A 22,333-nucleotide genomic window follows, 5' to 3' on the forward strand; every position below is an offset into this window, starting at 1 on the left:
GTAACTATAGACGATTAATCGCGTAAGCTAAGAAGCGAGTATAGGATGTCTCTAACACGTTGAACCACGGCGCCACTGAATCGCGGTAACCCATGTAGTCATCGTGAATCTTTTTAAACGCTTCATTGTTTTCAGAGTACTGTTTGTATAGCTCGCCAGTGGCCTTATAGCCCGCCTCTAAGATATCGCGTGGAAACTCTCTAAGAATCGCGCCTTCTGCAATTAAGTTACGTAAAGCGCCGGCGTTATTGTAGTCATAGATAGCCAACATGTCGTGAGTAGCACGATATGACGCTGTCTCTAAAATATGCTTATACACTTCCGGTAACTTCTCATATTCGTCTTTGTTAGTGTATAGAGATACCGCCGGACCACCTTCCCAGAAACCCGGGTAGTAGTAATAAGGAGCTACCTTAACAAAACCTAATTTCTCATCATCGTAAGGACCAACGAATTCAACTGCATCTAAGGTACCTTTTTCAAGTGAAGGATACACATCACCACTTGCCAATTGCTGAGGTACGACGCCGATCTTCGAGAGAACCTCACCCGCAAAACCTGCCGTACGCATCTTAAGACCACTTAGATCCTCAAGTGATTTAATTTCCTTGCGGAACCAACCGCCCATCTGCGCACCGGTGTTACCCAACGGGAAGTTTACAACGTTAACATCAGCAAACAACTCACGTAACAGCTTCATACCGTTACCCTCGATCAACCAAGCAGTCATCTGTCTTGCTGTCAAACCGAAAGGCACTGCCGTATCAAAACAGTAGGCCGGATTTTTACCGAAATAGTAATAACCACATGTGTGACCACACTGTACTGTACCGTTAGAAACCGCATCCAATACCTCGAAGGCAGGCACAATTTCTCCGGCTGGGAAAACGTCGATTTGAAACTTACCACCGGTCATTGCGCTGACATATTCAGAAAAGCGCTGAGCAGGTGTATGTAAAGCGGGTAAGTTACGAGCAAAACTCGTTGCCATGCGCCAGCGAACTGTTGGGCCTTCTTGCGCAATCACCGGGGCTGCAACAGCAGCGGCACCAGCCGCAACACCCACACCGGCCTTTCTCAAAAACGAACGTCTTTCCATTGTAAAACTCCATAAAAAATCATGCCAAAGATACTAGCACAAATATAACAATTTAACCCTAACTATTTACCCTATGTTTCTTGAGAAGACTGCCTATGAGCCGGCGACTGCCATTTGCTCAATGAGGACTGAACCACTTGTTTTAGATCCGCGGGTAATGCGATCATTAGCAACGGCTTGGATTTGTTTAAACATCTCTTTTAAGTTGCCGGCAATCGTAATTTCCTCGACAGGATATTGGATTTCACCATTATCAACCCAATAACCAAAGGCGCCACGAGAATAATCACCGGTGACATAATTAACCCCCTGACCAATTAACTCAGTCACCAACAAGCCACGGTGCATTTTTTTTAACAGAGCATTTAAGTCATCATCCGTCTGAGTCAGACGAGAGCGTAAAAGCAAGTTGTGCGAGCCGCCAGCATTGCCGGTGGTACGCATGCCTAATTTACGAGCGCTATACGTAGAGAGTAGATAGCCTTGCAATACACCGTCTTTGAGCAAATCCCGCGCTGCGGTTCGTACTCCCTCATTATCAAAGCTACTACTCCCCATCGCGCCAGGAATAAAAGGGTCCTCTTCAATACTAAGATGTGGCGCCATCACCTCGGTACCTAAAGAATCTACTAAGAAACTGGTTTTACGATAAAGCGCACCGCCACTAATGGCTTGCGTGAGATGACCCACTAAGCCTAAAGCTAATGGCGCCTCAAAAATTACCGGATAACGACCGGTGGGAATTTGACGCGCACCTAAGCGCATCACTGAGCGTTTAGCTGCCAGCTCGCCCACTCGCTGAGCCGACGCTAAGCGCTCCGGGTACCGATCTGAGGTATACCAATAGTCGCGCTGCATGCCATCACCCTGACCGGCGATGACTGAGGCAGAAATCCCATGACGGGTATATTGATAGCCACCTAAAAAGCCCGCGCTATTAGCCATCACAAAACGACCGGCGCCGGTATCAACCTGTGCACCTTCTGTATTAGTGATTTTATCGCTGTAAGCTAAGGCTGCCGCTTCAGCTTGTATTGCCAATTCCGTGGCTGAGGTTGGATCAATATCCCAAGGCTTATATAATTCCAAATCTCTAAAGTCAGCTTCTGTCGCCAAATCCTCAACCTCAGGTAATCCGGCCATCTCATCTTCTGCTGTATAGCGAGCAATATTCCATGCGGCTTCAACTGTCTCGGCTAAAGCCTTTTCACTTAAGTCAGACGTCGACGCTGAGCCTCGAGCTTTGCCACGATAGACAGTCACCCCAAGAGAATTATCACGCATACGCTCAATCGTCTCGACTTGCCCCTGTCGTACTCCAACGACTAAACCTGATGACTCGGACACGGAGGCAACAGCGTCACTCGCTCCTATTTGCTTAGCTTTAGCCAAGGCTTTTTGCACAATTAAATCAAAATCTGAACTAGTTACACTCATTAATACTTAAGAACCTTGTAAATATGATTTGGCAGTTTTTGCCAATAGATTTAGCTATCAGGCTATCATATACGACAAGTCAATATTAATAAACCTTTTATTCTCTCTATGTCTATAGATTCCGATCACAACACGCCCCCAACCTTCGATGACAATGGCTACGACGGTCCGAGCAAATCACAAGTAAAACGTGAACTGCATGCAATTGTTGATTTAACCAAAGAGTTAATTGAGTTGTCAGTCGAGCAGATCCGTCAACTACCGCTTGATGAGTCTGCCATCCGAGCATTGGAAGAAGCCAAAAGCTTTAAAAGTCACGGAGCGAAAAGGCGTCAAATACACTATGCAGCCAAGGTCTTACGCCAAGCCGATTTAGACAGCCTGCGTCAGCAAATTGATACATGGAAGCACGGCTCCAAAGAGCAGACGGATCACTTACATCGTTTGGAGCTAATTCGTGATCGCTTAATTGAGAGCGATGATGAGGTCACTAAGCTAATTGAACAATATCCTGATATGGACATTCAAGTGTTACGCAGTATCGTCCGCGCTGCTCGCAAAGAGCAAAGCAACAACACCAAGCTCACCGCCGACCAAACGCCACAACGCAAACAGTACCGTGCTTTATTTCAACTTTTAAAAGACCGGATCGAATCTTAAATAAACACTCTACATATCATTAAGGACGTATTTTTTATGAGTAACGAGTTATTAGATTGTATTGAATACAATTATCCTCAAAAAACGGAAGAAGCCACTCACAGCGTTATTTGGATGCATGGCTTAGGCGCTAATGCCAATGATTTTGTGCCTGTCCCGCCCTATTTTCGTCTACCGGAAGAGTTAAATATTCGTTTTATTTTCCCTAATGCTCCTGCCATCCCCGTCACCATCAATAGCGGCTACGTCATGCCGGCCTGGTACGATCTTTTGACCATGGACATTGGCGGCATCCGTGAGGATGAAATGGGTATCCGCAAATCAATCGATGATATTAACGCACTCATCGAACGGGAAATTGAACGTGGCATTCCCGCTGAAAATATTTTCTTAATCGGCTTTTCTCAAGGCTCCGCAATGGCGCTATCGACCGGTTTACGTTACCCCAAAAAACTCGGTGGCATTATCGGCTTGTCGGGCTATCTGCCAATCATTGAGCAGACTGCTGATGAACGTCACCCCGCTAACCAAGACACGCCTATCATGATGATTCACGGATCGCTTGATCAAGTCGTTCAAGTTAGCCGCGGAGAACAGAGTCGTGATCGTCTACGCGAATGGGGCTACGAAGTGGAATGGCATGACTACCCAATGCAGCATGAGATTTGTGCTGAGGAAATTCGTGATATTAACGACTTCCTAATCGCTCATAGTAAATAAGAAGTTATTTGAAAGGCATCCACAGTCTACGTACTGTGGGGTCTTCGTGGTCCGGCTCATTGATCATCCCTAAACTGGTCATCAGCGCCAACATAGAACGGTTATTGGCCAAGACCAAACCCTCAATATATTCAAGCCCCTGCCGTTGAGCAAGCTCAATCAGCTTGCTCATCAATGAGCGACCCAAGCCACGGCGCTGCCAATCATCTGCAATCACCAGCGCATACTCCGCGCCAACACCATCGACATTACGCAAATAATGCGCCAAACCGATAATGATTTCTTGCGGCAACCCTCGGTGCGCCGGATTAGGCACCTCAATGGTAGCGACTAAGGCAAGCTCTTTGTCATAGTCCACATAGGTGTATCGCGACAACATCTTGGGCGTTAGCTCACTCATCATTGAAACAAAACGCATGTACCGAGAATCATCAGAAAGACCGCGAATGAAGTTTTGCAAAGCCTCTGCATCCTCCGGCCTAATCGGCCTTAATGTCCAAGACCGCCCATCATTAAACGCTTTATACTCAGTTAAATAATAGGGGTATGGATGAATGGCCAAGTGCTGATAACGATTTTCTATGACCGGTGCGTGCGCTTCAGGTGAAATTCGGATGTTGGCCTCATCAATAATCAAATGATTTAATCCCAAGGCAATGGGATTAATTTCCAAACTATCGATGTCCGGATGCTCACAAACCAACTCGCTGATTATCTCGAGTAGCTTCTGCAGCTTAATAAAATGATGCTCTTCAGCATAGAAATGCAGCTCTAGCCGCCAAAAACGACTACGCTCAATCAGTTGTGCAGCCAAAAAAGAGTTGAGAGGGGGTAAATCCTGCCCTTGATCGTGCGCAGAAACTCGCACCTCATGCTTGCCTTCACCAAAATAAATCCATGGGCCAAATATCGGATCCTTTTTAACCGTAATACGTGCAAATGGCGCCTCAGAATCTATCTCCTCCTGATACTCATCCATCTGATCACTCCAGACCACATCGGCGTTGTAGCAGCGTAAAACAGCCTGTATCTCACTAAGCGCTAACGCAGATCTACCCTCCGCTCTGGCCTTGGCAATAATCGCACCAACGCTTTCTTTATCTGCCTCAGTGTCAACCAGTACCGGGATACGCACTTGTTGCAAAAGTTGCTGATTATAGTGATAGGCATTGATCGTGTTAAAACCGAAAAAAGCCGTTTCAGGATTTCTAAAAGCAGGGGTACCCGCTTCATCCATTATCTGCCGTAATGGTTGCATAAGCGCTTCACCAAACAGTGTCGTAAAAATAGGTTTTGGTGCTTTGGGTGCGTACTCTGCTAAGCCTCTAACCACCTCTTCCATATCACTTGCTTCATCCGGTGCAAGAATCAACATGACCGCATCAACCGAGGGATCATCTACTACAATCTTTAAGGCGTCAACTAAGGTGGCACTGGTAAACGGCTTATAGCTAATAATCGGATTGGTTGTAATTGAACCGGCGCCAAGATGAACGGCTAAGGTATGCTGCGTATCAGGCGACAAATAACTTAATTTGGTAACATCATCCCCTGTACCAAGGACATCCCACATTAATTGCGTCTGGGCCCGACCATTACCAAAAATAGCTAAGCGACCCCCGCGCGGGCGACGAATATGGTTCACTGTTTTAAGCGCCGAAAAGAGCTCCAACATATAGTTTGCTCTCACAGCACCTGAGCGTCGGACGGCCGCATTAAATACACGATCGTCACCAAGCAGCTCGCTATCCATACGGCCGGCTCTAAACACCACCACCGGCTTGACCCCTGCTGCAGTTCTTAGCGCACTAAGCAAGGCTCGCCCATCATTTAGCTTATCCAAGTAAAGAACAATACTTGAGGTATAAGAATCACCTGCTAAATACTCAATGATCTCAGCCAACGTGACTCCTCTAACCTCACCGGTAGAAACAGCCGTTGACACGCCCACCCCCGATTGAGCAGCCCAGTCAAGTACAGACATTAAGATCATTCGTGACTGTGAAACAACCGCAACCTTGCCCCCTTGCACTAGCGGTATACGACTAAGATTGAGACCACGCACCGGACGTTGTATACCGAACGCTCGGGGCCCCAATAATAGGCAATGATGCGCTTTGGCCCACGCCTCAATTTCAGGCAATAGACTCAATGAATCCGGTTCAGAATCACTATAAGGCAGTATGATCAACGCCTTAGGCTGCCTTTTAGTGAGCACTTGTAAAGCTAGGGTTATTTTTTTAGATGACAAGCAAATTAAGGCTAAATCAGGTGAAGTCACTGTAGGTGAAGACTTGTTCGTAGTCGCTTCTAACTCACCGGGACGAGTCAACATCTCTTCTTGTGCGGCATCATCCCAATGAAGCCACTCCACATGATGCTGCAAACGCGTCGGGATATGCTCTGACAACGGTAAATCGATATCACTGATAACCAACATCGAGCTGGGATCAAATAAAGAGGCTAAGCGGTGTTTATACATAAAGGCAATTGTTTGAAAATGCTCGCACTAACCCTGACTCAAAAGCAGCTAAGGTCGTTGTTGATGGTATGATATTCATATTCTACAATGTAAAGCTTACAATTCAAACCAAGAACACCGCTACTCCACAAGTGGCGCTTTTGTGTATAAAATTCTTTAAAAATCATGACAACATCCAACGTTAAAACTCGTTTTGCACCTTCTCCAACAGGTTATTTACACTTAGGTGGTGCTCGCACCGCTTTATTTTCGTGGGCTTTTGCCCGCCACCATCAAGGTCAGTTTGTACTAAGAATAGAGGACACTGACTTAGAGCGCTCTACTCCCGAAGCGGTAGAAGCTATTTTGCAAGGCATGGAGTGGTTGGGTTTGGATCATGATGAGGGCCCTTATTATCAGACTCAGCGCTTTGACCGCTACAAAGCATATATTCAGCAGCTATTAGACGAAGGCAAAGCTTACTACTGTTATAGCTCACCGGAAGAAGTTGAAGCGATGCGCGAGACTGCCCGAGCAAAAGGCCTTAAGCCCAAATATGACGGCACTTGGCGCCCGGAACCCGGTAAAACGTTAGGCGAGATCCCTGCTGACCGTCAGCCGGTCGTGCGATTTAAAAACCCACTCGATGGTAGCGTCATGTGGAACGATATGGTCAAAGGCCCTATCAGCATTGCCAATAGTGAATTAGATGATTTGATCATCGCACGTCCTGATGGTACGCCTACCTATAACTTCTGCGTTGTCGTTGATGACTGGGAAATGGGCATCACGCATGTTATTCGCGGCGATGACCACGTCAACAACACGCCTCGTCAAATCAATATTTTACAAGCCTTAGGCGCAGAAATACCCGTTTACTGCCACCTGCCGATGATTTTAGGTCCTGACGGTCAAAAGCTCTCCAAACGCCATGGCGCTGTCAGTGTCATGGAGTATCACCACGACGGCTACCTGCCTGACGCCATGATTAACTACTTAGCCCGTTTAGGCTGGAGTCACGGTGATGATGAAATTTTCAGTCGTGAGCAATTTACCGAGTGGTTCAATACGGATCACTTAAGTAAAGCCGCTGCACAATGGGATCCTAAAAAACTTAACTGGATTAACAGCCACTACATTAAAAACCTTAATGATGAGGAATTAGTTCAAGCCGTACAGCCACGTATTGAGGCTCGTAACGGCAATACTGACGGCTTTGATGTTGCTGCGGTTTTAAATTTATTTAAAGACCGTGCCGAGACGCTGGAACAATTAGCTGACTCCGCCATGCTATTTTTTGCACCATTTAAAGAAGCAGATGAGGAGCTCCGCGCTCAAGTATTAACAAGTGATGCATTAGACATATTGGCTGATTTTAAAGCTCGCGCAGAAAAACTTGATGACTGGTCGGTTGATACGTTAGCGTCCACGATTAAAGATACACTCAATGAAAAAGGCGTTAAGATGCCGGCGTTAGGGATTCCTATCCGTGTGGCTACCACCGGCCAAAAACAAACCCCGTCTGTTGATGCCGTTTTGGCTCTTTTAGGTCGCGATGTGGTTTTAGAGCGTCTTAATCAGGTTTTGTAGTTGTAAACCTTAAATATCAGTGACTCATCATAAGAAATACAGTAATCTTAAGCTAAGTCAAAGCACTTAAAATTTAAAGGAGCGTTCATATGGCTACTAGCAAAAAAACCGCTACTAAAACAGCAGAGGTAGACGTTACCTCTGACTCTGTTGCTGTTAAAACGACAGCAGCAAGCAAAAAAACTGCCGCTAAAAAAGCAGTAAAAAAAGCAACTAAAACAACCGCAAAAAAGGCGGTTAAGAAGGCAACAACAAAGTCGACTGCCAGCAAAAAAACAGCAGCTAAAAAAGCGACGACTAAAACAACGGTAGTGAAAAAAGCAGCTACGAAGCAAGCGGCCAGTGTAACTAAAAAAGTAACTACCAAAAAGACGCCGGCAAAAAAAGCAGTCAGTAATCCACCGGTCGCCACTAAGAAAGTGGTGACACGAAAGGTTAGTGTGGCAATTGATTCTGCTGAGCCTAAATGGCCATTCCCGGTAGGCAAAAATAACGCGAGTGAGTAATCACTCAGCAAGTTAAATCTGCGGATTTAAAATCAAGGGCTTGAATCGATCTGCTAAAATATGGATCAGATTCATTTTCCTTGCGTGCGAATAATGAGTCGACTAACCAGTCGGCTCATTTATTTTTCAATGCAGGCAACCAAATTTTATTAACCAAACACAGCACAAAAGAGATTTACACCTATGACTTCAATGCTTTTGCTTTTAATTCAAATTATATGCACCCTCTTCTGCGCTGCCTTATTGTTAGGCGCATGGTTTTACTGGTTACGTATCCCCGCTTTTAATCCCTTGGTTTCTAATGTGACACAACTGACTAATTGGCTCGTTGTGCCGCTAAGAAAAGCCCTCCCGAGTACAAGGTATGTTGACATAGGTTCTTTGGTTGCTGCCTATCTCACGTGCGCAGTCCAACTACTGCTGACCTTACTCTTAATTATGGGCGGGCAATTAGGCGCCGTGCTGATTTATATCCCACTGGAAGCGCTACTTGTTTTAGCAAAAAACATCCTAAACCTGGTCTTTTGGCTCACTCTTTTTTATGCCATCATGTCTTGGGTTAATCCTCTTTCGCCTGCCATGACGTTATTTAGGGCCTTACTTGAACCGGTATTAGCACCCATCCGCAGTCTACCGGTTCTAAACAAAATGCAAGGCATTGACCTATCACCTTTAGTCTTAGTGATTATTTGTCAAATCCTATTAGTAGGGATAAGAAGCTTCAGTTCGCCTATATTTCAATATTTAATTTAATTAATTGATTAAGCTCTTAGCAACCACACACAAACAAGGCCTCACAATCTATCTATGAGGCCTTGTTATTTAGTAAACAGTATATGGGATTAAGCCCAAGGATTACTGTCGTAATTATCGATAAAAATACGCTGAATATCGTCTAAGCTAGGACGGTGATTTTGCGGACCGTCTGATGCTATTTTAATAGAGCCCATGACATTACCTAAGCGCGCATTGTCTTCCCATGACCAACCGGAAGCAAGCCCGTAAAGCACACCGGCTCGGTGCGAATCACCACAACCGGTAGGGTCCTCAATGGCAACGGCAGGAACAGGTTTAATCGTGATTTTTTGACCCTCGTGATAAAGAATCGATCCCTCAGCCCCTCGAGTTTCAATCACTGCCTCCAGACCTTCTGCAAGCTCTTCAACACGCTTACCGGTACGCTCTTCAATCACTCGCATTTCATAATCATTAGCGGTGAGCACGCGTGCCATGCTGATCATTTTTAGTAAGTCCTCACCATCGAATAATGGCATGGCTTGACCTAAATCGAAGATAAAAGGAATTCCTGCTGCTTGCAAGCGTTGGGCGTGCTTAAACATCGCATCCTTGGCGTCAGGCGCAACAATCGCCCAAACTGCTTTTTCTTGACTAATATCATTTTCCGCTGCTAGGCTCATTGCACCAGGGTGAAAAGCAGCAATTTGATTGCCAGACAAATCCGTCGTGATATGACATTGTGCAGTAAAGACCTCATCTATTATCTGAATGCCGCGCTGGTCAATACCCAAGTCTGTAAAATGCTGCTGGTAATCACCAAAGTCTCTACCGACGGCAGCAACAGGCACAGGCGAACCACCCAACAATTTCAAATTATAGGCAATATTACCTGCACAGCCACCAAATTCTTTGCGCATTGACGGCACTAAAAAAGACACACTCAAACTATGAATACTTTCAGGTTTAATATGATCTTTAAAATACCCATCAAAACGGGTAATGGTATCAAAGGCTAAGGAGCCGCAGATAAGGACTTCTTTTAGTTGTTCTGACATAACTACTCTTCGTAATAAGGTTTTAATTCATAAGCTGTGGCCATTGTACCAAGCAGATTCAAATGCAAGCGGATGTCGTACTCTGACAATGCCACCATCGGGCGCATTCTTAATTCTGACACCACATACTCTTCAGGCTCAATAATACGCTGCCTATCAAGCTGCCCACGTTCATTCTTAAGACTCAAAACAAGTGACGGCCATTCAGCCGGGATATTCTCTTTGTTAACTAAGGTTGCTTGTAAAACAAGCGCTGTCTTCGTGCTGTCTGCCGGTACATCGCGACGTATATTAAGAGACACGTTTTTGAGCACAAACTGTTCGATTGATCGGGTTCCACCCAGCTCACATCGAGCAACCGAGCAAAGCTGTATTAAGACTGCTCGACTGGATGGGAAGTAGTGTGCGATTTGATTACGAAAAACAACCGCACCCTGCAGCACCAAGGCAAGCAGCAGGATAAATACCGCTAACACCCAAAAAACGCCCCCACTTCGGCGCCGAGAATTTGACCTCACATAGTAGTCTTCATCAACATCATCGTGCAACACACGGTCATCATCTAATGAGTCTCTTATATAGGGCTCATCTCGGTAAACACGATCATCATAGGCATCGTCATGATATAGCTCATGTTCATACTCATGTTTATGCTCATGACGGACAGCATATCGAGAGGACGACTGCTGGCTCACCGCGTAGTCCAGTGCATTAAACACGGTGTGACAAACGCCACAACGCACCTTTCCCCCACGCGCTTTTAATTGCTCGGGTGTTACGCTCAAGACAGTATCACATTCAGGGCAATGAGTTTTCATAGGCGTTTTACTTTAACGGTCAGACTCTGTGATGGTTGACTTTACATGCTAAGCATCTGCAATACCATGCAAGCAGACCCAACCCTCATCGGCATTCCATACCTCCAGCTGAATCCATGGTCGATAAAAAGCAATGAGCTGCTCATACTGCCCTTCTAAAATCCCTGACAAAACAAGCGAACCTCCCGGCTTCACGCGATTCGACAATAAGGGAGCAAGTGCTTTTAGTGGATTGGCTAAGATATTAGCCACAACGACATCGTAACGACCTTCGGGCAACTCGTTTGGTAAACCATAGTAAATCTGACATTGATTAATCAGTGCATTGCCGCGAGCTGTTTCGACAGACTGAGGATCGATATCAACACCAAGCACATCTAAGGCCTGCAATTTAGCAGCGATAATAGACAAAATACCGGAACCGCAACCATAGTCCAACACAGATTTTCCAGCCAGTGGATGCTGCTCTAGCCACTCTGCACACAGACGTGTTGTCGCATGAGAGCCGGTACCAAAAGCCATCCCGGGGTCCAACTGAATCACCATATTTGATTTGTCTTGACGGATTTGAAGCACATCATGACTATCCATATGCCAGCTGGGGACAATCCAAATGCGCTCTCCAAGCTTCATCGGATCAAATTGAGTTTGAGTGACACGCACCCAGTCCTTATCCTCAACATCAACCAAGCTTGCTACCGTGTACTCATCTTCGCCAAACTCGACAGCTAAAGACAGCAATAAGGCCTGCACATCAGTGTCATCGTCCAGTAAGGCAATCACATTATTACGCTGCCAAGCAAAGGTACTCAACTCCATACCAGGTTCACCATAGAGAGGCTGCTCATCATCAGTATCACGATCAGCGTCTTCAACAGAAACTGATAATGCACCATGATCCAATAGAAAATCTGATATATCTTCGGCAATCTCTTCATTACCATGAATGATCAATTCGCGCATAAGTATAAGTACCCCTTAAATTTAATCTAAAAACCAAGAAGCCGAGTCTTAGCCCGGCTTCATTACCCGAAGGTTGAGTAGTTAATCATTCGCTAAAAAGAGTTTAATCAGCTGATTTTTTGCTACGTGCAGCTAATTTCTTCTCTAAGTAATGAATATCCATACCGCCTTTGATAAAGACGGGATCATGCAATAACTCACGATGCAGCGGAATATTGGTACTGATACCCTCAACCACCATCTCCGACAAAGCAATATCCATACGTGCGATAGCTTGCTTACGATCCTGACCATAGGTAATAATTTTACCAATCATGGAGTCATAATATGGCGGTACACGATAGCCTGAAAACACATGCGAATCTGTTCGTACACCCATACCACCTGGAGTATGCCACTTGGTCACCAAACCAGGAGAAGGCATAAAGGTATAGGGATCCTCAGCATTGATACGGCACTCAATGGCATGCCCCAAGATATGAATATCTTCCTGCTTAAGAGTAAAAGGCACACCTGCGGCAATTTTAATCTGCTCTTGAACCAAGTCAATACCGGTAATACACTCAGTAATCGTATGCTCTACCTGAATACGAGTGTTCATCTCAATAAAGTAGAACTCCTCATTTTCGTATAAGAACTCAAAGGTGCCCGCACCTCTATAGCGCATCTGACGGCACGCTTCGGCACAGCGCTCAGCAATCCGATAAATCAGATCACGATCAATGCCGGGAGCCGGTGCTTCTTCCATGATTTTCTGGTGTCGACGCTGTAACGAACAATCACGTTCGCCTAACCAGACTGCTTTGCCCTCACCATCTGCTAAGATCTGAATTTCAATATGGCGAGGTTTTTCGAGATACTTCTCCATATAGACTTCGGGATTGCCGAAAGCCACTTTTGCTTCGGCACGAGTCATTTGCACCGCATTAATCAAATCAGATTCGTGATTAACAACGCGCATCCCACGTCCGCCACCACCACCGGCTGCCTTAATAATAACCGGCAAACCGACGCGACGTGCCGTTTCTAGGATCTCATCCGGGTCGTCACTCAGCGCACCCTCAGAGCCAGGAACTACCGGCACACCGGCTTGAATCATGGCTTGCTTGGCGCTGACCTTATCACCCATCATCACGATCGACTCAGGACGAGGGCCAATAAACACGAAGCCACTTTTTTCAACGCGCTGTGCAAAATCTGCATTTTCTGCTAAGAAACCATAACCCGGGTGAATTGCCTCAGCATCTGTCACCTCTGCAGCAGCAATGATAGCCGGCATGTGCAAATAGCTCTCTTGAGCCGGCGCCGGGCCAATACATACAGACTCATCAGCTAGGCGAACATACTTAGCCTCGCGATCTGCTTCAGAATGCACAACCACTGTTTTAATACCTAACTCACGGCAAGCACGCTGAATTCTCAGAGCGATCTCGCCGCGGTTGGCTATTAGTACTTTTTCAAACATAAATTATTCAACCGATTATTGAACGATAAGGCGATTAAGCAATAATGAACAATGGCTGACCAAACTCAACGGGCTCACCATTTTCAACAAGGATTTTCTTAATGACACCGCTAACATCCGCTTCGATTTCATTAAGCAGCTTCATCGCTTCAATAATACATAGCGTATCGCCTTCGTTGACACGCTTGCCCACATCGACGAAAGCCGGCGAGTTAGGACTCGGTGCGCGATAGAAAGTACCTACCATCGGTGCTTTAACAACATAACCCTCTTCTTGTTCCGGCGCTGCTTCTGCTTCAGCCACTGGAGCTGCTGGAGCAGCCGCCTGTGCTTGAGGAGCAGCCATCGCGCCTGGGTACATTGCCGGCATAGCCATGGGTGAATAAATTGTTGTCTCAGCTTGTGGCTTTGACTTAACAATCTTGACCTTGCCGTCGCCTTCGGTGATTTCAAGCTCAGAGATTTCTGACTCTGCTACTAGGTCAATAAGTGTTTTTAATTTTCTAAGATCCATAAGGGTATCCCGTAGTCCTTAAGTTTTAATTTTAAGTTTTTGTTGTTTGAGCAAAATAACGCAATGCAGCTTCGTACACAAAAGGGCCCAAACCACACATCACACCAATGGCTCTATCTGACAGATAAGATTGGTGTCTGAATGGTTCGCGCGCATACACATTGGATATATGTACTTCAATAAAAGGCACCTCAGCGGCTGCCAATGCATCACGTATTGCAATACTTGTGTGGGTATAAGCCCCGGCGTTGATAATCATGCCATCAATCTGTCCGCGCGCCTGCTGAATACGAGTAACCAACTCACCCTCGGAGTTGCTCTGCATGCATTGGACACTAAGCCCAAGCTCAGCACCCAAACGCTGCGCTTCAGACTCTATACTCGCTAAAGTCTGGGCGCCGTATACCTCAGGCTCACGCAAACCCAACATATTTAAGTTAGGGCCATTAATGATTAAAATACGCATAACGCCGTTTAAATTTTTGACAATCCGTTAATTTAACGTCAAAAGGCAGCTTTTGTCCATTAAATTCTTCTATTCTAATAGAAAAGAAGAGCGAATACAAAGGCTGACTAAGCACCCATTTCCACTAACTTAGCTCTCAACTCCTCGACATCAAGTTGGCCAATAATCTTATAAGCAAGCTTATGATCAGGTGCAAAGACAAGGCTAAAGGGCAAACCGCCACTCGGGTTACCTAATTTTCTCATTAAGCTTATCGCGGTCGGCTCACCGATAAGTATAGGAAAATCAACAGGCACTTTCGATAAAAAACGGTGGATATTTTGCTCTGTATCAACACTATAGCCAATGACCTGTACCTTGTCGAAATTCCGATTAATACCCTCTAAATCCGGCATTTCTTCAACGCACGGAGCGCACCAACTAGCCCAAAAATTGACAATGACAATCTTGTCTCGGTAGTCGCTAATCTGATGCTCCTCACCCGCTAAGTCTTTTAAAGGAGTAGTGAGTAAATGATTCAAACGTTCAGCATCAACATCTGTAATGCTCATCGCTTGTAGTCTAGGCTTAGCTTGAGTTTGTGCCCTGGCCATTTGCTCCGGAGCCATGGTATCGATTAGTACAAAGCCAGCCGCCACAATAGATAGAGTAACAATCCTACCGACGACACTTTTAAATCGACGTATTAAACCCTCTTTGCTAAAAAATTTCCTGCTCTTAAAAATAGCCATCAGTCTCAATAAGGAGTATTTAACAAGCTGATTTTAGCCATAATAGAGCGAGCATAGCGGCAGACTTCATAAAATGCTTAAAATAGTAGCCCGCAGGAGAAATTTTTATGCATATTCATATTCTAGGTATTTGTGGCACCTTTATGGGTGGACTGGCTCTCATTGCACGCGCAGCGGGCCATAAAGTGACGGGTTGTGACGCGGCGGTGTACCCGCCAATGAGCACCCAATTAGAGGAGCAAGGTATTGAGTTAATCGAGGGTTATGGCGCAGAACAAATCGATCTGCAGCCGGATCTCTTTATTGTCGGTAATGTCGTCAGTCGCGACAACCCTCTGATGGAGGAGATTTTAAACCGCGGTTTAGCCTATACCTCCGGTCCTCAATGGCTTGGCGAACAGGTTTTAGCCCAACAACATGTATTAGCAGTAGCAGGTACGCACGGCAAAACCACCACCTCGTCCATGTTAACGTGGATTTTGCACTATGCCGGTCTTGAGCCGAATTTTTTAATTGGTGGTATCGCAGAGAATTTTGGTATTTCCGCACATTTTGATAGCACAAAGAAATACTTTGTCATTGAAGCAGATGAATACGATACAGCCTTTTTTGATAAGCGCTCAAAGTTTGTTCATTATCGTCCTCGCACGGCTGTTCTTAATAACTTAGAGTTTGATCATGCCGATATTTTTGAAAATCTAGGCGCTATCCAAAAGCAATTTCACCATTTAGTACGTATCGTGCCTCACGTCGGCCGCGTTATTTATCCGGCAGCCGAAACGGCTCTTCAGGAAGTCATTAATATGGGTTGCTGGAGTGAACAGGTGTCGCTAGGTGCCGGTGCCGAGACGACCCATGCTGACAACAACGCTTGGAATTATCGCTTAATCGAGCCCTCAGGCAGCCACTTTCAAGTCCTGCATAAACAGCAAGTCATCGCAGAGGTTAAATGGTCTTTGATTGGCACGCATAATGTACAAAATGCCTTAGCGGCCATTAGCGCTGCAGATCACGTCGGTGTCGATCCCGTTCTGGCGTGCGAAGCACTGCAGCAATTTGCCGGTATTAAGCGACGTATGGAATTGCGCGATACCATTAATAATGTCGCTATCTACGATGACTTTGCCCATCACCCTACCGCGATTACGACAACCCTCGAAGGCTTACGTAAGCAGGTCGGTGATGCCCGCATTATTGCCGTGTTGGAACCTCGCTCCAATACAATGAAGCTGGGCACGATGTCGGCACGACTACCGACCTCTTTGCAACTCGCAGATGTGGTTTTTTGCTATAACGAAACTCAGGGCAAGCACAGCATCACATGGGACACCGACAGCGTCTTTGCCGATATGCAACAACCCACTCATGTCCATCGAGATATCTCACAACTCGTCGATGCGGTGGCAACGACAGCGGAACCGGGCGATAATATATTGGTCATGAGTAACGGTGGTTTTGGCGGTTTTCACGACAAATTAATTGCTAAATTAAAGCAAAAATATTCTTAAAAATACAGATAATGATTTTATATTTACACGGATTTCGTTCTTCACCTCAGTCTATGAAAGTCCAGATAATGGCTAAAGCGATGGCCGATCGCGGTTTAGCTGAGCATTTTTTCATGCCGCAACTACCCTCATCACCCGCTGAGGCGATCGCACTATGCACTGAGATCATTCACAATCACCATGATAAGACGTACCCCCTAACCATCATCGGCTCGTCCTTGGGCGGCTACTATGCTACATTTTTAGCAGAACAACATGACTGCCGAGCAGTATTGATCAACCCGGCAACTTATGCCACGCGTGACTTATCCACACAACTGGGGCCAATGACCTATTTTCATGATGACCGCCCATTTGAATTTAGCTTAACTGATTTGTACGAATTAGAAGCTTTATACCAACCCAACATTACTGCCAAACGCTATTTCTTACTGGCAGGTGACCGCGATGAAGTGTTGGATTGGCAAGAAATGGCTAAGCGCTATGATGGCGCTAAGCAAATTATCGTGCCAGGTGCCACCCATAGTTTTGACTGTTTTAGTGACTACCTCGAAGACATATTAGCCTTTGCCCAGTACACTTAATTAAGCAGTCTCTTTTTAATCCACCAGAAGCTAAACAAGCAGTCAAGACAAACAGAGTTGTAACTAATGAATGTTATTTTCGAAGAAGGCGGTCAATTTAAAGTCGCCCGAGTCCTATCCGCAACCGAAGCCAATTATCAAATTGAACTAAGCACCGGCAAACGTAGTAAAGTCAAACGTAATCAAGTGATATTTGAATTTGAAAAAGCGCCTTATCCCCTAGTTGACATCATGACCAAAGCTGAAGAGCTGGGTAATGAGCTTGATGCCAGTTTTTTATGGGAGTTTGCGCCACAAGAGGATTTTAGAGCCGAGGAGTTCGCTCTTGATTACTACGGTCATGAGCCCACGATTATTGAAAAGCTTGCCATATTAATACAGTTACACGCCGCGCCAATCTATTTTCACCGCCGCGGCAAGGGACAGTATCGCGCTGCGCCTCCTGAGATTTTAGAGGCCGCTTTGGCCGCTGTTGAAAAGAAACGTTTACAAGACGAACAACAAGCACAGTGGACTGACGCGTTAGTTCGCTTTGAGTTGCCGGAAGAAATGGCAGACGCGGCGAAAACCTTTCTAAGCTCACCTAATAAAAACACCCTGGAGTGGAAAGCATTTGAAAACGCACTCTCGCGTAGCGCCCTCAATGTCAAAGAAATGCTCCTAAAACTGGGTGTTTATAAAAATGAATTAGATATCACGCTCGCGGGCTTTTTAGAAAAGTATTTTCCAAAAGGTTACGAAACGCCCGAGCTGGCTCTCCCGACCCTACCGGAACCACCCTTAGCTGAAGTTGAAGCTTATTCGATAGATAATGACTTTACCACTGAAATTGATGATGCTTTTTCACTGAAGCACTTAGAAGATGAGACATATCAGTTCGGCATACATATCGCCGCTCCTGCTCTTGCAGTCACTAAAGACTCTGCACTTGATCTGGCTGCGCGCAAACGCATGTCAACTATTTATCTGCCCGGTAAAAAAATCACCATGCAGGGAGAAAATGTTATTAACGCCTTTTCTCTTAATGCGGGTGAAGTCAAACCATGCATTTCCCTATATATCGTGGCCAATCTGGCAACAGGTGAAATTATCAGCAACGATAGCAAGATTGAAAGCATTAAAGTCAAAGAAAATCTGCGTCTTTCTATGTTTGATGACAACGTAGTCACCGCAGAAAATTTGGACAGCGACACGGTCACTTTTCCTTACGACTTCTTGATTCGCCCATTCTGGCGTCTCACTCGCCAGCTCTCAGCAAAACGTGACGAGGTGCGAGGCTATCCTGAGAGCAACAAAGGTCATGAATACAGCTTTGTGCTGCATGGTGATTGGCAAGATCCAGAGGCTGAGATTGAGTTAATTCCACGTCGCCGGGATATTCCTATCGATTTATTGATTGGTGAAATGATGATTTACACCAATGTCGTGTGGTCCGGTATGCTCAACAACTTACGTATCCCCGGTATTTATCGTAGCCAACAATATGGTCGCGCCAAGCAAACCACCCACGCCGTACCGCACCAAAGTATGGGGGTCCCTCAATACGCTTGGATGACCTCGCCGCTGCGTCGCTATGTTGATCTTTTAAATCAACAACAATTAATTTGTGCCATTGAGCATGGTGTATCGGCCCCGCTTGTTGCTCCTTATAAACCAAAGGACATGGATTTATTAGTGGTGATGACAAGCTTTGACACACTGATTCAGCAGTGGCGTAACTTCCAAGATACGGTCGAACGCTTCTGGGCTTTACGCTGGTTGCAACAACAAGACATCAAAGAGGCTGAAGCTTCAGTGATACGAGAAAACTTAGTGCGCTTAAGCATTGCACCGCTCACCCTGCTGGTCGATGGATTAATCGACGACTACGAGCGTGGCAGTATTGTCAACATTCAGATTGATGATATTAATTTGCTTAAACTAAGTGCCGACGCTCGTTTTATTGAGTTTATCTCTGCACCTATCAACACGAACGATCAACACACCACCGATGAAACAGATGAAGTGAGCGATGATATGACTGATGAACCCGTTCGCTGTGCGGTCTATGGCTATCCTATCGCACAAAGCGTTTCTCCTACCTTACATGCCCTAGCCGCCAAACAAAGCAATTTAGCATTGCAATATGACAAGGTAGAAGTACAGCCTGATGAATTCGCTCAGACGGTAAAGCAATTTTTTGAAGAAGGTGGTCGCGGTTTAAATATAACTATTCCATTTAAAATCGATGCCTTTGAGCTCGCTAAAAGCAATTTAACGCCCAGAGCTCAAGCAGCACAAGCGGTCAATACACTATGGTACGAGGACGGAGCAATCCACGGTGACAATACCGATGGCATTGGTTTGGTGAACGACATCCACAATCATGGCCATATTATTCGCGGCAAAAACGTGCTATTGATTGGCGCCGGAGGTGCAGCCAGAGGCGCCCTACTGCCTTTATTAGAAGCCGGCTGTGACGCGTTACACATCGCCAATCGTACGGCAGCTAAAGCCGATGAGTTAGCAGAACAGGCTAAACACCTTGCGACACCCACGACCCGAATCACATCAAGTGGTTTAGCAGATATTCCTAGACAATGGGATATCGTCATTAATTCCAGCGCCAGTAGCCTAGAGCAAAGCAGTCTCCCTCTTCCTGAGACTATCTTTGCAGAACACGCTCTAGCCTATGACATGGTTTACAACGCAAATGGCAGCACCGCTTTTTTAGAGCAAGCCAAAGCCTATGGCGCGGAACATTTACTCGACGGATTGGGTATGCTGGTAGGACAAGGCTTGGAAAGCTTTAAAATTTGGCATCAGGTGGAAGCTGATGCCGCTAAAGTTCTTAGCGAATTGCGTCAAGCCATGCAAGCTGATCAGTAGCCAAAGAATGGGCTAAAATACCTTTTTTCTTCAGCAAAAAAACTATGAAAACAGCTCGTCGCTATATTGCCAGCGAAATTTATCGCAGCACCATTGCTGTCACGCTCGTGTTAGTCGGCTTATTCATGTTCTTTGACATGATTGATAACCTCGACAATGTGAACGAGCGTTTCACCTTTAGTGCCCTAATCGGTATGCAGCTTTTGCAGATACCGACGAGGCTCTATGAGCTGCTGCCTATCGCTCTATTAATTGGCTCAATTATCGCACTGGCCGGCTTAGCCCAACGCAATGAATTAGTCGTGTTGAGGGTATCCGGCGTCAGTAGTCGTAATTTATTGAGCATGTTGTGGATCGCTACCATTCCAATCATGATTTTCGGTTTTATTCTCTCCGAAGGGCTTACCCCCTATGCCGAGTCTAAAACCGGTCAAATCAATTTACAACTACTGGGTAAAAGCAGTGGTGCACGCATGAATAGTGGCTATTGGTTCAGAGAACCGGCCAATCAAGGCGAGCTTAGATTTATTAATATTGGTCAAATCAACTCTGAATCAGACGTTGAAAACATTCGGATTTACAATTTTGATGTAAGTGGTAAGTTTAAAGAGCTGCTGCTGGCCGATAAAGGTAGCTTCCAAGAAAACAAACTGCAATTATTCAACCTTCAGTTAATCCATACAGAGTTTGACTTAGAGACAGCGCTCAGCAATCCGGACGCACCGCTAGAGCCCTTAAGCACGCAAACGCAGTTAGAAAGCTATACCATTGACACCAGTCTGACACAGGAGCGCTTACTGGCGAGTGAGCTGGAACCCGATCGCATGTCTATCCTGGGTTTGTTGGACTATATCCAATACTTAGATGAAAATCACCTACAATCCAACCGTCAAGTTGTCGCTTTATGGCGTAAGGGTGTTTATCCCTTTACGCTACTTGTGATGATCACCTTAGCTGCCCCCATCAGCTTTATGCAAACGCGCAAAGGTGGTGCCGGATTAAAAGTTTTTGGCGGTATTTTAATTGGCGTAGTCTTTTTTATGATCAACCAACTAACACTCAATATCGGCATGCTCAACAACTTGCCGCCTTGGTTAACAGCACTCGCACCCAATACAATTGCGTTGGTGATAGCGAGTGTTGCCCTTTACTTGATAGAAAGAAAGAATCGCCCAAATTCTAAAGCTCATGCCTAAAAAATCTCAAACGCCAACGATAACAGTTCAAATCGATGCTAACCGCTCTCATGCGGACACCCTGACCATGCCCAATATTTGGGCGATTGGCGATGTCCAGGGCTGCTACGACCAGCTGGAGAGCTTATTAGAGCATCCGGAAATTAGAGATGATCCTAACTGCAAGCTATGGTTTGCCGGTGACATCATTAACCGTGGCAAAGGCTCTTTAAAAACAATCAAACGCATCATGGAGCTTGGCGATCGAGCGATCACCATTTTAGGTAACCACGATATTCATTGCCTAGCTGTTGCCGCAGGTTTCAGAAAGGAGCATTCCACAGACACCATCAATGGTATTTTAAAGTCAAAATATCGCGATGACTATATCGAATGGCTACGCCACCGTCCATTAGCTCATTATGAGTATGACCATTTGATGGTTCATGCCGGTGTGATACAGGCTTGGACAGCCGAGAAAACCATGGAGCTGGCGGAAGAAGTATCCAAAAAAGTATTAAGAAGCAATAGCTGGCAACAGAAACTGGCCGATGTCTTTGGCAATGAGCCCAATTACTGGGATGACTCATTTAAAGGCAGCAAACGTCGCCGGGTTGTGATTAATGCCCTGACTCGTATGCGCATGTGCCACCTCAATGGTTCGATGGACTTTGCCTATAAGGGCGCACCACAACTGCACCCCTTCCATCACAAAGAAAAGGTATTGCCTTGGTTTGAACTACCTAATCGTAAGACGGCTGACACCACGATTGTGTTCGGTCATTGGTCAACACTGGGATTACTCATCCGCCCCCATTTACTGGCCTTAGACACGGGCTGTGTATGGGGTGGCCGCCTGACGGCTATACGACTAAATGATCGTAAGCTGATACAGATTCCTTATTTTGAAGATAGTGTCGAAGCGCTATCCCCAAAAATCTGGACTGTGAAAAACAGCTAATCCTGATAGCTGTC

Annotated in this window: 20 protein-coding genes; 10 read left to right on the top strand and 10 right to left on the bottom strand. The window is 45.7% G+C overall.

The genetic code is table 11. From position 1 onward, the window contains the following. Positions 1-4: 4 nt before the first annotated feature. Positions 5-1,099 carry a TRAP transporter substrate-binding protein gene (locus B092_RS0103580; RefSeq protein WP_018573873.1) on the bottom strand — a complete coding sequence of 365 codons (1,095 nt, stop codon included), beginning with the start codon at positions 1,097-1,099 and terminating at the stop codon, positions 5-7. A 93-nt stretch (positions 1,100-1,192) separates the two neighbouring features. Then, positions 1,193-2,536, bottom strand: a complete 1,344-nt coding sequence (pmbA, locus tag B092_RS0103585; RefSeq protein WP_018573874.1) for a metalloprotease PmbA — start codon at positions 2,534-2,536, stop codon at positions 1,193-1,195. A gap of 108 nt (positions 2,537-2,644) precedes the next feature. Here pmbA and yjgA point away from each other — a divergent pair, with 108 nt between their 5' ends. After that, positions 2,645-3,196: a ribosome biogenesis factor YjgA gene (yjgA, locus tag B092_RS0103590; protein ID WP_018573875.1), complete on the top strand. Its 552-nt coding sequence runs from the start codon at positions 2,645-2,647 to the stop codon at positions 3,194-3,196. 36 nt (positions 3,197-3,232) lie between these two features. Then, positions 3,233-3,916 carry an alpha/beta hydrolase gene (locus B092_RS0103595; protein ID WP_018573876.1) on the top strand — a complete coding sequence of 228 codons (684 nt, stop codon included), beginning with the start codon at positions 3,233-3,235 and terminating at the stop codon, positions 3,914-3,916. A gap of 4 nt (positions 3,917-3,920) precedes the next feature. On the opposite strand, the gene B092_RS0103600 is transcribed toward B092_RS0103595, so the two are convergent. Continuing rightward, positions 3,921-6,398, bottom strand: a complete 2,478-nt coding sequence (locus B092_RS0103600; RefSeq protein WP_018573877.1) for a bifunctional acetate--CoA ligase family protein/GNAT family N-acetyltransferase — start codon at positions 6,396-6,398, stop codon at positions 3,921-3,923. Positions 6,399-6,563: 165 nt separating this feature from the next. Here B092_RS0103600 and gltX point away from each other — a divergent pair, with 165 nt between their 5' ends. The 3 genes from gltX to B092_RS0103615 all read left to right on the top strand — a co-directional run bounded on the left by gltX (position 6,564) and on the right by B092_RS0103615 (position 9,226). After that, positions 6,564-7,967 carry a glutamate--tRNA ligase gene (gene gltX, locus B092_RS0103605; protein ID WP_018573878.1) on the top strand — a complete coding sequence of 468 codons (1,404 nt, stop codon included), beginning with the start codon at positions 6,564-6,566 and terminating at the stop codon, positions 7,965-7,967. Positions 7,968-8,056: 89 nt separating this feature from the next. Then, on the top strand, positions 8,057-8,473 hold the full coding sequence (locus B092_RS15355; RefSeq protein WP_115148536.1) for a histone-like protein 2: 417 nt from the start codon (positions 8,057-8,059) through the stop codon (positions 8,471-8,473). Positions 8,474-8,656: 183 nt separating this feature from the next. Next, entirely contained in the window at positions 8,657-9,226 is a 570-nt protein-coding gene (locus tag B092_RS0103615; RefSeq protein ID WP_018573880.1) for a YggT family protein, read from the top strand. 89 nt (positions 9,227-9,315) lie between these two features. Here B092_RS0103615 and B092_RS0103620 read toward each other — a convergent pair whose 3' ends face one another. The 7 genes from B092_RS0103620 to B092_RS0103650 all read right to left on the bottom strand — a co-directional run bounded on the left by B092_RS0103620 (position 9,316) and on the right by B092_RS0103650 (position 15,223). Next, positions 9,316-10,266, bottom strand: a complete 951-nt coding sequence (locus tag B092_RS0103620; RefSeq protein WP_018573881.1) for a carbohydrate kinase family protein — start codon at positions 10,264-10,266, stop codon at positions 9,316-9,318. A 2-nt stretch (positions 10,267-10,268) separates the two neighbouring features. After that, positions 10,269-11,084 (bottom strand): DUF3426 domain-containing protein, encoded by an 816-nt coding sequence (locus B092_RS0103625; protein WP_018573882.1) that lies wholly within the window; start codon positions 11,082-11,084, stop codon positions 10,269-10,271. A gap of 48 nt (positions 11,085-11,132) precedes the next feature. Then, a complete protein-coding gene (gene prmA / locus B092_RS0103630) occupies positions 11,133-12,047 on the bottom strand; it encodes a 50S ribosomal protein L11 methyltransferase (protein ID WP_018573883.1) in 915 nt (304 codons plus the stop codon). Between the two features lie 103 nt (positions 12,048-12,150). Continuing rightward, on the bottom strand, positions 12,151-13,512 hold the full coding sequence (gene accC / locus B092_RS0103635; protein WP_018573884.1) for an acetyl-CoA carboxylase biotin carboxylase subunit: 1,362 nt from the start codon (positions 13,510-13,512) through the stop codon (positions 12,151-12,153). A 34-nt stretch (positions 13,513-13,546) separates the two neighbouring features. Further along, positions 13,547-14,026: an acetyl-CoA carboxylase biotin carboxyl carrier protein gene (accB, locus tag B092_RS0103640; RefSeq protein WP_018573885.1), complete on the bottom strand. Its 480-nt coding sequence runs from the start codon at positions 14,024-14,026 to the stop codon at positions 13,547-13,549. Between the two features lie 31 nt (positions 14,027-14,057). Beyond that, entirely contained in the window at positions 14,058-14,492 is a 435-nt protein-coding gene (gene aroQ / locus B092_RS0103645) for a type II 3-dehydroquinate dehydratase (protein ID WP_018573886.1), read from the bottom strand. A 107-nt stretch (positions 14,493-14,599) separates the two neighbouring features. Next, positions 14,600-15,223 (bottom strand): TlpA family protein disulfide reductase, encoded by a 624-nt coding sequence (locus tag B092_RS0103650; RefSeq protein WP_018573887.1) that lies wholly within the window; start codon positions 15,221-15,223, stop codon positions 14,600-14,602. Between the two features lie 107 nt (positions 15,224-15,330). Here B092_RS0103650 and mpl point away from each other — a divergent pair, with 107 nt between their 5' ends. From mpl to B092_RS0103675, 5 genes are all read left to right on the top strand, one after another. After that, positions 15,331-16,731, top strand: a complete 1,401-nt coding sequence (gene mpl, locus B092_RS0103655) for a UDP-N-acetylmuramate:L-alanyl-gamma-D-glutamyl-meso-diaminopimelate ligase (protein WP_018573888.1) — start codon at positions 15,331-15,333, stop codon at positions 16,729-16,731. Between the two features lie 11 nt (positions 16,732-16,742). Then, positions 16,743-17,315, top strand: a complete 573-nt coding sequence (locus B092_RS0103660; RefSeq protein WP_026253577.1) for a YqiA/YcfP family alpha/beta fold hydrolase — start codon at positions 16,743-16,745, stop codon at positions 17,313-17,315. Between the two features lie 66 nt (positions 17,316-17,381). Beyond that, positions 17,382-20,183 (top strand): shikimate dehydrogenase, encoded by a 2,802-nt coding sequence (gene aroE, locus B092_RS0103665; RefSeq protein ID WP_018573890.1) that lies wholly within the window; start codon positions 17,382-17,384, stop codon positions 20,181-20,183. 44 nt (positions 20,184-20,227) lie between these two features. Then, positions 20,228-21,379, top strand: a complete 1,152-nt coding sequence (gene lptG, locus B092_RS0103670) for an LPS export ABC transporter permease LptG (protein WP_018573891.1) — start codon at positions 20,228-20,230, stop codon at positions 21,377-21,379. Continuing rightward, a complete protein-coding gene (locus B092_RS0103675; RefSeq protein WP_018573892.1) occupies positions 21,372-22,319 on the top strand; it encodes a symmetrical bis(5'-nucleosyl)-tetraphosphatase in 948 nt (315 codons plus the stop codon). Before lptG ends, B092_RS0103675 begins: the two co-directional genes overlap by 8 nt. Positions 22,320-22,333 lie beyond the last annotated feature (14 nt).

The organism is Oligella ureolytica DSM 18253 (genome assembly GCF_000373745.1).
Taxonomy (GTDB): Bacteria; Pseudomonadota; Gammaproteobacteria; order Burkholderiales; family Burkholderiaceae_B; genus Oligella; species Oligella ureolytica.